Source organism: uncultured Microbacterium sp. (genome assembly GCF_964244775.1).
Taxonomy (GTDB): domain Bacteria; phylum Actinomycetota; class Actinomycetes; order Actinomycetales; family Microbacteriaceae; genus Microbacterium.
This window is the reverse complement of sequence record NZ_CAXTJR010000006.1, coordinates 122,911-136,448: the sequence shown is the minus strand read 5'-3', so window position 1 is coordinate 136,448 and position 13,538 is coordinate 122,911. Positions and strand designations below refer to the sequence as shown.

General features: G+C 69.9%; 11 protein-coding genes. 2 read left to right on the top strand and 9 right to left on the bottom strand.

Annotation, left to right across the window (positions count from 1 at the left end):
- Nucleotides 1-60: 60 nt before the first annotated feature.
- Entirely contained in the window at nt 61-1,479 is a 1,419-nt protein-coding gene (locus ACFE6Z_RS11900; protein ID WP_375385902.1) for a glycosyltransferase, read from the bottom strand.
- On the bottom strand, nt 1,476-1,925 hold the full coding sequence (locus ACFE6Z_RS11895; RefSeq protein ID WP_375385901.1) for a nitroreductase family deazaflavin-dependent oxidoreductase: 450 nt from the start codon (nt 1,923-1,925) through the stop codon (nt 1,476-1,478). Before ACFE6Z_RS11895 ends, ACFE6Z_RS11900 begins: the two co-directional genes overlap by 4 nt.
- A 107-nt stretch (nt 1,926-2,032) precedes the next feature.
- Between ACFE6Z_RS11895 and ACFE6Z_RS11890 the strand changes: the two genes are divergently transcribed.
- Nucleotides 2,033-3,091, top strand: a complete 1,059-nt coding sequence (locus ACFE6Z_RS11890) for a linear amide C-N hydrolase (RefSeq protein ID WP_375385900.1) — start codon at nt 2,033-2,035, stop codon at nt 3,089-3,091.
- Between the two features lie 389 nt (nt 3,092-3,480).
- Here the strand turns inward: ACFE6Z_RS11890 and guaA are convergent, their stop codons facing one another.
- The 5 genes from guaA to ACFE6Z_RS11865 form a co-directional block, all read right to left on the bottom strand.
- Nucleotides 3,481-5,079, bottom strand: a complete 1,599-nt coding sequence (guaA, locus tag ACFE6Z_RS11885) for a glutamine-hydrolyzing GMP synthase (RefSeq protein WP_375385899.1) — start codon at nt 5,077-5,079, stop codon at nt 3,481-3,483.
- Nucleotides 5,076-5,609 (bottom strand): DUF3817 domain-containing protein, encoded by a 534-nt coding sequence (locus ACFE6Z_RS11880; RefSeq protein WP_375385898.1) that lies wholly within the window; start codon nt 5,607-5,609, stop codon nt 5,076-5,078. The genes guaA and ACFE6Z_RS11880 overlap by 4 nt, the downstream gene beginning before the upstream one ends.
- Before the next feature lie 41 nt (nt 5,610-5,650).
- Nucleotides 5,651-6,523: an SURF1 family protein gene (locus ACFE6Z_RS11875; RefSeq protein ID WP_375385897.1), complete on the bottom strand. Its 873-nt coding sequence runs from the start codon at nt 6,521-6,523 to the stop codon at nt 5,651-5,653.
- Between the two features lie 5 nt (nt 6,524-6,528).
- A complete protein-coding gene (locus ACFE6Z_RS11870) occupies nt 6,529-7,647 on the bottom strand; it encodes a GuaB3 family IMP dehydrogenase-related protein (RefSeq protein WP_375385923.1) in 1,119 nt (372 codons plus the stop codon).
- A gap of 96 nt (nt 7,648-7,743) precedes the next feature.
- Entirely contained in the window at nt 7,744-8,361 is a 618-nt protein-coding gene (locus ACFE6Z_RS11865; RefSeq protein WP_375385896.1) for a TetR/AcrR family transcriptional regulator, read from the bottom strand.
- A gap of 105 nt (nt 8,362-8,466) precedes the next feature.
- Between ACFE6Z_RS11865 and ACFE6Z_RS11860 the strand changes: the two genes are divergently transcribed.
- Nucleotides 8,467-9,945 carry an MFS transporter gene (locus tag ACFE6Z_RS11860; RefSeq protein WP_375385895.1) on the top strand — a complete coding sequence of 493 codons (1,479 nt, stop codon included), beginning with the start codon at nt 8,467-8,469 and terminating at the stop codon, nt 9,943-9,945.
- A 17-nt stretch (nt 9,946-9,962) separates the two neighbouring features.
- Here the strand turns inward: ACFE6Z_RS11860 and ACFE6Z_RS11855 are convergent, their stop codons facing one another.
- Both ACFE6Z_RS11855 and guaB read right to left on the bottom strand, forming a co-directional pair.
- The gene (locus ACFE6Z_RS11855) at nt 9,963-11,651 is read right to left on the bottom strand and encodes an ABC-F family ATP-binding cassette domain-containing protein (RefSeq protein WP_375385894.1); all 1,689 of its coding nucleotides are present in this window, start codon (nt 11,649-11,651) and stop codon (nt 9,963-9,965) included.
- A 241-nt stretch (nt 11,652-11,892) separates the two neighbouring features.
- Nucleotides 11,893-13,395, bottom strand: coding sequence for an IMP dehydrogenase (guaB, locus tag ACFE6Z_RS11850; RefSeq protein WP_375385893.1), 1,503 nt, complete (start codon nt 13,393-13,395; stop codon nt 11,893-11,895).
- Nucleotides 13,396-13,538: the final 143 nt, after the last annotated feature.

Here is a 13,538-nt window from a genome sequence, read left to right as displayed (position 1 = left end):
GACACAGCCACCCACCGACACAGCCACCCACCGACACGCAGCCCGCGAGCAGGGACGCTGTCAGCGCCGGATCGGACGCGACAGGGCGTCGCGCACAGCGGTGGCGAGAGCATCCATCACGCGCACCGGGTCTACTCGACGGGCGGAATCGGATGCCTCGGCCACGAGCCGCGCGTGCTCACCAGCGTCGCTGAGCACACGGACGAGCGCGGCAACGAGCGCCGCCTCATCGCCGTCGGGCACGAGCACGCCGCCGCCGCCGGCAAGGGCCTCGCGCGGCCCGTACCGGACGTCGTACGCCACCACCGGGCACCCGTGGGCGAGCGCCTCGGCGATCGACAGCCCCTGCCCCTCGTAGGCCGAGGTCGACAGGAAGACGGATGCCGAGTCGAGCACCGCACCGGGCTCGGTCGTGTTTCCGCGCAGGGTGACGTGCGCGCCGAGCCCGAGGTCGTCGATGAGCTGCTGCAGCGACCCCCGCAATGCACCCTCGCCGAAGACGTCGAGAGTGGCGTCTGGCACGGCGTCGATCACGGCGGCGAACGCGCGGATCGCCTGGTCGATGCGCTTGCCCGGGGCGAGCCGGTTGAGCATCACGACGCGCCCCCGCGTGCGCTCCTGCGCCGGGGTGATGCGTTCCTGCACGGCGACGGCCTGCGGCACCACGACGTGCACCTCGGCTCCGCCTGACCGATAGCCGAACCGCTCGAGCACGTCGTCGCGCTGCGCCGTGGTCGGCCATAGCACGGCGTCGTAGCGGTCGGCCACAGAGAACCACCGCCGCCACAGGTCGTTTACCGGCGCGTCCGGCGTGTGCGGCGCCTCGAGGTGGCTGGTGTGGATCGTGTGCAGCAGGCGGGCGTGCGGGTCGTCCCAGCCGGCGAGAAGCTCGCCGAGCTGGCGGGATTCGCACAGCACCACGACCGGGCGGGCGGGTTCGCCGCCGCGGACGTCGTGCACGACGTGGTCGAGCCAGGCCCGGTAGAGGGCGCCGAACCCATCGAGGATGCCGATGATCGAGCCGTCGGCGTCGTGCACGGCGACGGGGGCGGTGCTGATGTGCCAATCGGGGTCGTTCGCGATGACCGGGAGCGACACGACGGGGCGGCCCACAGCATCCGGGATCTCTCGATACTCCAGCGCGGGGTCGGGGTCACCCGGGTGGACCGCGTCGCGCAGCCACCCTGTGGCGCCACCGCGCGGATCGGCCGCCTCGTCGAACAGGTTGCGCATGCGGTCGGCGTCGCGCACGAGGTCGCGAGCGGCGAACACCGCGCGATGCCGGGCATGATCGGCGATCGATCCGGGATCGACCGTGAGGAGGAGCGGCCCCCGACCCTCGTCGACCCCTGCGGCCGCCATCTGCCGGGCGCGAGCGAGGGTGGCGAAGGTGTAGCCGCCGTCCATGTCGGGGATGAGGCGGCTGGAGAGGATCAGGTACTCGGCGTCCGGAAAGTCCGCCGGCCGCGTCACGGTCATGCGCTGCGAGGCAGCACCCGGAAGACCGGGAACCCCGGCGCAATCTCGAGCAGTCGCGCGTCGGGCGAGTCTTTGTCGACGTTCTCGAAGAAGCGGCCGACCTCCCACGCCCAGGCCTTCAGATATGCCCGCAGAATCGGCGGCTTCTGTTCGTCGGGCACCTCTTCGGCGCGAAACTCCTCGACGTGGCGCCCGCTCGAGAGTCGGCCCTCGCCCGAGATGCGGATGTTCCGGACCCACTGGGTGTGCCCGCGCGGTGAGACGAGGTAGCGCTCCCCCGCGACACGGAGGGGATTGACCGGTGTCGAGCGCCACTCGCCGCTCTTGCGCCCCTGCACAGACAGCACGCGGCTTCCGGCCGTGGGCAGTCCGATCCGCGTCAACCATCCGACGGCGCCGTTGAAGACGGCATCCATCCCGGTCGGTTTCACATAGCGTGGGCTCACGCTGTCCATCCTGGCACCCTGCTGCGCGCCGAGCGAGCACGTCGTCACGCGTCGCGTGTACCCTGACGCGAAGCGCGTCCAAAAGCGCAGGCGGAGAGGCCGGGGCCATGTGCACGAGTTTTCAGCTGAGGGCCGTCGATGGCAGCGTGGCGGTAGCGCGCACGATGGAGTTCCCCGACATGCTCGGCGCCAAGCTCACCGTGATCCCGCGGGGGCTGACGCTCACATCGTCGGCGCCAAGCGGACCGGGTGCGACGTGGACCACCCGATACGGAGTGGTCGGGATGGATGCCATCGGCACGCCGCAACTGCTCACCGACGGCATGAACGAGGCCGGCCTGTATGCCGGCGCCCTTTATATGCCGGACTTCGCATCTTATGAGGAACCGGGCGATGACCCGACCCGCGACCTGGAGGTGCTCGACGCGGTCGTCTACGCCCTCAGCACGTGCGCCACGGTGGCCGAGGTGTTCGCCGCGTTCACCCAGGTCGTCGTGTGGGGCGCGAGCAACCCGCTGGTGAACGGCGTGCCGCCGCTGCACATCGTGCTCCACGACGCGACCGGCGCCTCGGGAGTCATCGAGTTCGAGCACGGCGCCCAGCAGCACCGCGACAACCCGCTCGGGGTGGCCACGAACGCGCCGTACCTCGCATGGCATCACGAGAATGTTCGGAATTGGATGCCGCGGCTCAGCGCCGCCAACCCCGCACCCGTCACGATCAACGGCGTGGAATTCGCGCCGCTTGCACAGGGGCAGGGCTTCGTCGGCCTGCCGGGAGATTCGGGCAGCCCCGGTCGCTACCTGCGCGCGACGGCCTACGTCATGACGCTGAAGCCGGCGCAGGACGCCGACAGCCTCGAGCAGCTGAGCCTGCACGCGATCAACAACTTCGACATCCCGGTCGGCATGATGAGCGGAGTCGGCGGGACGGGTCTGGAGCAGGACGACCAGACGAAGTGGTCGAGCATCGCGAGCCTCACCGCCCGGCGCTACATCGTGCGCACCCACGAATCCGACGCCCGTCGCGGTCGAGCTGGCGAGCACCGATTTCACCGGGGATGCGCCACGGCAGGTCGACCTCGCGGCGGGGGCGTTCCAGACGATCACCGTCTGACCCCGTCAGGCGGAGCGGCGCGCCGCCGCCTCTTCGCGGAGATCGAGTAGGCGCGCCAGGCCCGCCGCCGCGGAGATCGAGTAGGCGCGCCAGGCCGTATCGAGATCACCACCCGCGTAACGCGTCGGTCCGAGGGATCTCGATACGCTCGCTGGCGTTCGCTACTCGATCACCGCAGGAGGGCGCGCTCGCTGGCGCTCGCTACTCGATCACCGCAACATGGCCTTGCACAACTTCGGAAGTCTGCCGTTCTTCGGGCCGCCAGCGCCCGAACCCGCCGAGCCTGCGCGGGTCACCGAAGTTGCGCAGAATCCCGCGGCAGGTCACGCGCGCAGCGGGGTGTCCCGTCGGCGCGACAGGCATCGGGTCTGGCGGGAGCGCCGACCGAAGGCCGCCGCGGGGGACTGGCGCGCGGCCGGGACACCCCGCCGCGCGGCGACTACTCCCACTCGATGGTGCCCGGCGGCTTGCTCGTCACGTCGAGCACCACACGGTTGACCTCGCGCACCTCGTTCGTGATGCGGTTCGAGATCCGGGCGAGCACGTCGTACGGCAGGCGCGTCCAGTCGGCGGTCATCGCGTCTTCGCTCGAGACCGGACGCAGCACGATCGGGTGACCGTACGTGCGACCGTCGCCCTGCACGCCCACGGACCGGACCCCGGCCAGCAGCACCACAGGGCACTGCCAGATCTCAGCATCCAATCCTGCACGGGTCAGCTCTTCACGCGCGATGGCGTCGGCCTCACGCAGAATCTCGAGGTTGTCAGCGGTGACCTCACCGACGATCCGGATGCCGAGGCCGGGCCCCGGGAACGGCTGTCGGCCGACGATCACCTCGGGCACCCCCAGTTCGCGGCCGATGGCGCGGACCTCGTCCTTGAAGAGGGTGCGGAGGGGCTCGACGAGCTCGAACTGCAGATCTTCGGGGAGGCCGCCGACGTTGTGGTGCGACTTGATGTTCGCGGTGCCGGTGCCGCCGCCGGACTCTACGACGTCGGGGTAGAGCGTGCCCTGCACGAGGAAGCGGATCGGCTCGCCGTCGGCTGCGGCCTCGGCAACGAGCGCTTTCTCGGCCGCCTCGAACGTGCGGATGAACTCGCGCCCGATGATCTTCCGCTTCTGCTCGGGGTCGCTGACTCCGGCGAGGGCGGTGAGGAACTGCTCGCGGGCATCGATCGTGACCAGGCGCACGCCGGTGGAGGCGACGTAGTCGTTCTCCACCTGCTCGCGCTCGTTCTTACGCAGGAGACCGTGATCGACGAAGATGCAGACGAGCTGGTCGCCGACGGCCTCGTGCACGATCGCCGCGGCGACGGCCGAGTCGACTCCGCCCGACAGGCCGCAGATAACCCGGGAGGTGCCGACCTGCTCACGGATGCGCGCGACCTGCTCGGCGATGACGTTGCCCGAGTTCCAGTCTGCGGCGAGCCCCGCTCCGTCGTGCAGGAAGTTCTCGATGACGCGCTGACCGAAGTCGGTGTGCTTGACCTCGGGATGCCACTGCACGCCGTACAAGCGACGCTCGTCGTTGCCGAACGCGGCCACGGGGGTGGCGGCGGTCGAGGCGAGCACGGTGAAGCCCGCGGGCGCCTGGGAGACCTGGTCGCCGTGGCTCATCCACACGTTCTGCGCGGCCGGCTGGCCGCCGAGGAGTGTGCCGCCGTCGCCGGTGAGCTCGGCATCCGTCGCCCCGTACTCGCGCAGTCCTGTGTTCGCAACCTCGCCGCCGAGCTGCTGCGCCATGACCTGGAAGCCGTAGCAGATGCCGAGCGTCGGCAACCCCAGCTCGAGCACGCCGGGGTCGAGCGTCGGGGCGCCGGGCTCGTACACCGACGACGGTCCGCCGGAGAGGATGATGCCGACCGGGTTGCGGGCTGCGATCTCGGCGGCCGTAGCCGTGTGCGGCACGATCTCGCTGTAGACGCCTGCCTCACGCACCCGTCGCGCGATCAGCTGCGCGTACTGCGCGCCGAAGTCGACGACGAGAACGGGGCGCTGGTCGGTCTCGGTCGCTGTTTCTGACGTGCGCTGGCTCAACGCTGGTTCTCCGCGCTTGTCGGCGTCGGGGTGGAATCGGTCACGTTGGAGTGCTCGGTCTGGATGGAGTGCTCGGTCTGGCTGCCGAGCTCGGCGGCTTCGCGCTCGGCGAGGTAGCGCGTGACGTCACGGCCGACGCGCGCCTCCATGAAGAACGACAGCAGGGGCACGACGCCGCCCGCCGCGAGCAAGAGGAATCGCGCGAAGTGCCAGCGCATCAGGCTCCAGATGCGGAAGCACGAGAACAGGTACACGACGTAGAACCAGCCGTGCACGATCAGGATGCCCAGCGACAGGTTGATGCCGTCGCCGGTCGAGACCAGACCGGTCGGGCCTTCGACCACGGGGGCGAACCAGAGGAACCCGCCCGATCCGCCCAGGAACAGCTCGACGTGCAGCGGCGTGTACTTCAGGACCATCTCGGTGCACAGCAGAAGCAGGCCGACGCCGGTGATGACCGAGCAGATCTGGTAGAACTTCAGCGCACCGCGGATGGCCGGGAACGAGGCGAGTTTCGGGGCGCGGGCCATGCGCTCCACTCTACCCGGCGCTCTCGGCGCCCTCGCCCGGTTCAGGCAGGTCGCGGCGGGGATGCGGCGGCCGCAGCATCCTCGATGTCCTCCACCTCGCGCTCCCAGGCGTCCTTGCCGAGCCGGTACCAGAGGTAGAACGCGAAGCCCGCGAAGACCGCCCATTCGACGGCGTAGAAGATATTGAGCCAGTTGACGGTCGACCCCGTCGGCGGGGGCGGCGAGGCGATATCGGCGAGGGGCTGCGGCGCGGTCTGGGATGCGAGGTACGGCCGATAGACCGAGAGCCCGTCGACGTCGTGCCACTGGCCGAGCAGCGCCGCGGGCGACATGCTCGTCATGGTCTGCGGGTCGATGTCGTGCCGAGGCAGCGCGGGGCCTTCATCGGAGATGATCCGACCCACCACGTCGAACGGCTGCGACGACGCACCTGCGGCCGAGGCATCCTGCTGCAGTCGATCGATGGCGGCGTGCGCGACATCGAGGCTCGGCGCCCAGCCGATCGCGACGGCGATCGAGGTGGGGCCGGTGCTTCCCGCATCCGGGACGACGCGCAGCTGCCCGGTCACCCAGTAGCCCTCGGTGCCGTTGTTGAAGCGCGAGGCGACGACGAGGAAGTCATCCGGCACCCAGGTGCCCGACACGGTCACCCGCTGTCCGACGAGCGGTTCGGGCAGGTACGCCCCTGGCGCCACGACGTCGGCGATGGGCTCGACCTGCTCGGTGGCACCGGGCGGCGTCGGATCCGTCTGCAGGGCACGGCCCAGCTGCCATTGGCCGAGCCATGCGAACACTCCCGCGACCACGAGGCAGAGCGCCAGCATCCCGAGCCAGCGCGGGCGCAGCAGCACTTCGCGCAGTGTCGGAGGGAAGACGACGGGACCGGTGGTCCCCGAGCTCGTCGTCCCGGTCACCGAACTCATTTCGCGCTGTAGGGCGCGACCACGATCTCGACCCGCTGGAACTCCTTGAGGTCGGAGTAGCCGGTCGTCGCCATCGACTTCCTGAGCGCGCCGATCAGGTTCGCGGTGCCGTCTGCGACGGGCGCAGGGCCGTACAGGATGCCCTCGAGCGGCGCGACCTGATCGACCTTGACACGCTTGCCGCGCGGAAGCTGGGGGTGATGCGACTCGGGGCCCCAGTGGTAGCCGAGACCCGGAGCGTCGGTGGCGCGGGCGAGCGCGACGCCGAGCATGACAGCATCCGCTCCCATCGCCAGAGCCTTCACGATGTCGCCCGACGTGCCGACCCCGCCGTCGGCGATGACGTGCACGTAGCGACCGCCCGACTCGTCGAGGTAGTCGCGGCGCGCGCCCGCCACATCGGCGACCGCGGTCGCCATCGGGGCATGGAGGCCGAGTGTGGCGCGGGTGGTGGATGCTGCTCCCCCGCCGAATCCGACGAGCACGCCTGCGGCGCCCGTGCGCATGAGGTGCAGCGCCGCGGTGTAGGTGGCCGCTCCGCCCACGATCACGGGCACATCGAGGTCGTAGATGAACTTCTTGAGGTTCAGCGGCTGGAGGGCCGACGACACGTGCTCGGCCGACACTGTCGTGCCGCGGATCACGAAGAGGTCGACGCCGGCCGCGACGACGGTCTCGTACAGCTCCTGTGTGCGCTGGGGCGTCAGGGCGCCGGCGACCGTGACTCCGGCGGCGCGGATCTCGGCGAGCCGGTCGCGCACCAGCTCGGGCTTGATCGGCTCGGTGTACACCTCCTGCATGCGCCGGGTCGCGGCGGCCTTCTCGAGGCCCGCGATCTCGGCGAGGAGCGGCGTGGGGTCGTCGTAGCGCGTCCACAGGCCCTCGAGATCGAGGACCCCGAGACCGCCGAGCTGACCGAGCATGATGGCGGTGCGGGGGCTCACGACCGAGTCCATCGGAGCGCCGAGAACCGGGATCGCGAACTGGAAGGCGTCGATCGACCACGCGGTCGAGACGTCCTCCGGGTTGCGGGTGCGCCGAGAGGGGACGACGGCGATGTCGTCGAAGGTATAGGCGCGGCGAGCGCGCTTCGCGCGGCCGACCTCGATCTCCATGCTCACACCCTCAGCCTACCGGTGCCCGTTATCGGGGGCCGTCAGTGCATCGGCACGAAGCCCGAGTGGCGTGCTTCCGCTGCCCGCGCGGCCCACTCACCAGAGCTCGTCGACCCGGGGCGCCGCGTCGAGCACGTACCCCACACTGGCGGGGAAGCATTCATCGAAGAGCTCGGTCATGCCGGCGTCCTTGCCGTACTCGTCGGTGAGGCGCAGCCCCACCATCGTGTTGATGAGCATGCCGGCCGCGAGGAACTTCTGCGCCTCTTCGGCCGAGAACCCGGCCTCATGACGCAGGTAACGCCAGACCTCGGCGAACCCGTCGCGGGCGCAGGGGCCGATCACGGGGTGCGCGCCGAGGAGGAACGCGTGGGACAGGATCTGGTGAAGCCCGCGCACCTCGAGCAGGCCGAGGTATGCCGCCCCCATCGCGTCTCTGCGCGCGGGCAGGTCCTCCCCGGTCGGCGCGGCACGGAACGCGGCGAGCAGGCGCTGGAGCGCCTCGCCGATCGCGGCGAGGAAGAGGTTCTCCTTCGTGCCGAACAGCCGCACCACATAGGGCTGACTGACGGATGCTGCGCGTGCGACCTCGTCGGTTGTGGTCCCGACGTAGCCACGTGCGCCGAAGACGGCCATCGCTGCCTCGACGATCTGCTCACGGCGTTCGTCGGAACTCAGGCGGCGACCGGCGTCGGGGATGGCTTTCTCACTCACGCTTGACATGTTATCAGTCGATTACTACATTGAGTCGGACGTAGTAATCATTCGATTACAACAGCACGATCTCACCACCACCCAGCCGAGACGAAGGATCTGCCGATGTCCCTTTCCCCCCGCGCCGCCGACGGCCGGCGAGCTCGGCCCTTCGGGCTCGTCATCGCCGCAGCATCCCTCCCGATGTTCATGGCCACCCTCGACAACCTGGTCACGACCAATGCCCTGCCCGTGCTGCACGCCGAGCTCGGCGCGACCGTCGAGCAGCTGCAGTGGTTCGTGAACGCCTACACGCTGACATTCGCGAGCACGATCCTCATCGCCTCGGCCCTCGGCGACCGCTTCGGGCGACGCACGGTGTTCCTGATCGGCATCGGCATCTTCGCCGCGGGCTCGATCGCCGCCGCGCTCAGCACCGATCCGACGCAGCTCATCGTCGCCCGCGCCGTGCAGGGGTTCGGCGGCGCCGGGGTACTCCCCCTCTCGCTCGCCCTCCTCGCCGGTGGCGTGAGCGCCGAGCGCAGACCCCTCGCGATCGGCATCTGGGGCGGTATCTCGGGTCTCGGCGTCGCCGTGGGTCCGCTCGTCGGCGGCGCGGTCATGTCGGGCTGGAACTGGCAGGCCATCTTCTGGCTGAACGTGCCTGTGGCCGTCATCGCGATCCCGCTGGCCTTGTACGCCCTGCGCAACGACTTCGGCGCCCGCGGGCGTATCGACGTGTTCGGCGCGGCGCTGGCCGGCGCGGGAGTGCTCGCGATCGTGCTCGGCATCGTCCGGGGCAATGACGACGGCTGGTCGTCGGTGCCGGTCGTGACCGAACTCGCGCTCGGCGTGGTGCTGATCGCCGGTTTCCTTCTCTGGCAGAGCCGTTCGCGCGCTCCGATCATGCCGCTGCGGCTCTTCCGCGACCGATCGTTCTCGGTCACCAACGTCGTCGGTTTCGCGTTCAGCTTCGGCACGTTCGGCGCGATCTTCATCCTCATCCAGTACATGCAGGTCGTGCAGGGCGCCTCCCCGCTCGAAGCCGCGGTGCAGACGACCCCCTGGACCCTCGCGCCCATGGTCGTGGCGCCCCTCGCAGGCATCTTCGCTCCACGCATCGGCACGCGGCTGCTGCTGGTCGGCGGGCTGTTCCTCCAGGGCGTCGCCCTGGCCTGGCTCGCGCTGCTCCTGTCGACCGACCTCGACTACGCCGCGCTCGTCGTGCCGTTCATCATGGCCGGCGTCGGCATGGGTCTGGTGTTCGCCCCGTCGGCGACCGCGCTGCTGGCCACTCTCGGAGTGATCGACCACGCCAAGGCGTCGGGGGTCAATTCGACCGTCCGTGAGATCGGCGTGGCCCTCGGCACCGCCGTCATGACCGCGATCTTCGTCGGGGCGGGCGGCCAGCTCTCCCCCGACCTCTACGTGGACGCGGCGCGGCCGGCCGTCATGACCGGAGCCGCCGTGCTCCTGGTGGGCATGATCGTGGCGCTGTGGCTGCCGGCGGGCCGCTCGACCGTGGTCGAGAAGGCGGCGACGGAACAGGATGCTGGGGCCCAGGCATCCGGCACTCCCGACTCACCCGCGCTCGTCCGGGGCTGACGGGCGAAAGCGACCCGTCACCTGGCCCGCGCCACCCGCCCCTCTTCCCACACCGGCGTGGCGGACTCGTACACGTCGCCATCGGCGCCGAACACGAGGAACCGGTCGAACGACCGCGCGAACCAGCGATCGTGGGTGACGGCGAGCACCGTCCCCTCGAAATGGGCCAGCGCCACTTCGAGCGCCTCGGCCGACGCGAGGTCGAGGTTGTCGGTGGGCTCGTCCAGAAGCAGCAGGGTCGTGCCCGACAGCTCCAGCAGCAGAATCTGGAACCGCGCCTGCTGCCCGCCCGAGAGCGTCTCGAACGGCTGCTGCGCCTGGCCGACAAGGCCGTACCGATCCAGCGCCGAACTCGCCGCCTCGCGGGCCATCCCCGGGCGGTCGTCGTCGCCGCGGTGCAGCAGATCGAGCAGCGTCTTGCCGGTGAACTCAGGATGCCGGTGGGTCTGGGCGAACCATCCGGGCACCACACGCGCGCCGAGCACCGCACGCCCAGTGTGTGCCACCGGATCCAGACCCGCGCCCACGCTCGTGCGATGGCCGAGGAGGGCATCCGGATCCGTGCCGCCGCGCGCCAGCATCCGGAGGAAATGCGACTTTCCCGAGCCGTTCGAACCCAGCACCGCCACGCGGTCGCCGAACCAGACCTCGAGGTCGAACGGCTTCATGAGCCCGGTGAGCTCGAGCTTCTCGGCGATGACGGCTCGCTTGCCGGTGCGCGCGCCCCGCAGGCGCAGCTGGAGGTCTTGCTCGGGCGGGCGCTCCTCGGGTGGTCCCGCTTCCTCGAATCGGGCGAGCCGGGTCTGGGCCGCGCGGTAGCGCGAGGCGAACTCGTCGCTCGCCGTCGCTTTGGCCCGCATGGTCGCGACGAGGGTACGGAGTTTGGCGTGCTCCTCGTCCCAGCGGCGACGCAACTCGTCGAGCCGGCTCATCCGCTCCTCGCGCGCCGCCCCGTATGTGCGGAACGAGCCGCCATGCACCCACGCGGTGCTCCCGGCGCCACCGGTCTCGAGGGTCACGATGCGATCGGCTGCACGCGCCAGCAGCTCGCGGTCGTGCGAGACGAGGAGCACGGTCTTCGGCGTGGCCTTCAGCTGCCCTTCGAGCCAGCGCTTGCCGGGCACGTCGAGGTAGTTGTCGGGTTCGTCCAGCAGCAGCACCTCGTCGGGTCCTCGCAGGAGCGCCTCGAGCGCGAGCCGCTTCTGCTCGCCACCGGACAGGGTCGACAGCTCACGGAACCGCGCCCGCTCGAACGGCAGCCCGAGAGCGGCGATCGTGCACCGGTCCCACACCGTCTCGTGCTCGTACCCGCCGGCGTCGGCGTAGTCGGCGAGCGCCGACGCGTACCGCAGCTGGGTGTCGGTGTCGTCGCGCTCGATGATCGCGAGTTCGGATGCCTCGAGCTCCAGTGCCGCCCCGCGCACCCGCGCGGGCGCGACCTCGATGAGCAGGTCGTGCACGGTCGCGCCGTCGCGCCCGTGGCCGATGAACTGATCCATGACTCCGAGGCCGCCGCCGATCGACACCGCGCCGCCGTGCGCGCGCTCGTCGCCGCGCACGATCCGCAGGAGCGTGGACTTGCCCGCGCCGTTCGGCCCGATGAGCGCGGTGGTCGAGCCTTCGCCGACGCGGAAGGCGACCTCGTCGAGCAGCGGTCGTCCGTCGGGCAGCACGAACGAGACGGCGTTGATGTCGATGTATCCCACGTCAGTGCTTCCGGCCGGTTGCACCCGCCTGTAGAGCACGGGTGGCTCGACGACGGCGAGCCGACCAGTCTATCCAGGGCTCGGCATCGCGGCCACCGCCGCCCGCAGCCCGCACAGGCGCGCCCGCGCCGTATCGAGATCAAAACCTGCGTAGCACGTCGGTCCGAGGGATCTCGATACGCTCGCAAGCTCGCTACTCGATCACCGCATCGCGCGCTCGATCACCGCATCGTGCGCTCGATCAGCGCTTGTAGTTGGGCGCCTCGACAACGATCTGCACGTCGTGGGGATGCGATTCCTTCAGCCCGGCCGCCGTGATGCGCACGAACCTGCCCTTGGCCTTGAGCTCTTCGATCGTGCGTGCGCCGACGTAGAACATCGACTGACGCAGGCCACCGACCAGCTGGTACGCCACGGCCGAGACGGGGCCGCGGTAGGCGACCTGACCCTCGATGCCCTCGGGAATCAGCTTGTCGTCGCTGGGCACGTCGGCCTGGAAGTAGCGGTCCTTCGAGTACGAGGTCTGCTTGCCGCGCGTCTGCATCGCCCCGAGCGACCCCATCCCGCGGTACAGCTTGAACTGCTTGCCGCCCTGGAAGACGATCTCTCCCGGCGACTCGTCTGTGCCCGCCAGCAGCGACCCGAGCATCACGGTGTCTGCACCGGCGACGAGGGCCTTGGCGATGTCGCCCGAGTACTGCAGGCCGCCGTCGGCGATCACCGGGATGTCGGCCTCGCGGGCGGCGAGGTAGGCCTCGTAGATCGCTGTGACCTGCGGCACGCCGACCCCGGCGACGATGCGCGTCGTGCAGATCGAACCCGGTCCGACGCCGACTTTGACAGCATCCACTCCCGCATCGATGAGCGCTTGCGCGCCCTCGCGGGTCGCGACGTTGCCGCCGATGATGTCGATGTGCTCGAACGAGGGGTCGGCCTTGAGCCGTTTGACAATGTCGATCACGCCCTGCGACTGCCCGTTGGCGGTATCGACGACGATCACGTCGACGCCCGCGTCGCGCAGCGCCTCGGCGCGCTCCCAGGCATCGCCGAAGAACCCGATCGCGGCGCCGACGCGCAGGCGACCCTGCTCGTCCTTGGTCGCGAGGGGGTACTTCTCGCTCTTGTCGAAGTCTTTGACGGTGATGAGTCCGGCGAGGCGGCCGTCGCCGTCGATGAGCGGGAGCTTCTCGACACGGTGCTTGGCGAAGAGTGCGATGACATCATTCGCGCCGATGCCGACGGGGGCGGTCACCAGGCCCTCGCTGGTCATGACGTCTCTGACGAGGGTGGTGGTCCGCTCGAACGCCGAGACGAAGCGCATGTCGCGGTTGGTGACGATGCCGACCAGGCGCCCGTCGGAGTCGATGACCGGCAGGCCCGAGATGCGGAACTGCGCGCACAGCGCCTCGACCTCGTCGATGGTCGCGTCGGGGGTGGTCGTGATGGGGTCGGTGATCATTCCCGACTCGCTGCGCTTGACCCGGTCGACCTGTGCGGCCTGATCCTGGATCGACAGATTGCGATGCAGGATGCCGAGGCCACCCTCGCGCGCGACCGCGATCGCCAGCCGGGCCTCGGTGACGGTGTCCATGGCGCTCGACAGAAGCGGTGTCGCAACCGTGATCCTGCGGCTCACCCGCGAGGACGTGTCGGCCTCGCTCGGAATGACGTCCGTGTGCCCGGGGAGCAGGAGCACGTCGTCATACGTGAGTCCGACGAATCCGAAGGGGTCGTGCTGGTCCATGCGTTCTCCAATACGGCCACACCGGAGGTGTCGAACGGGCGAAGCGCGGAGAATTCCCGCGTAGCGATTCTAACGGCGGGCGCCTGCACGTATTCCCCGAGGAGGCCTGAGGTTACGCGGGGAATGGGTATGATTCCCCCACC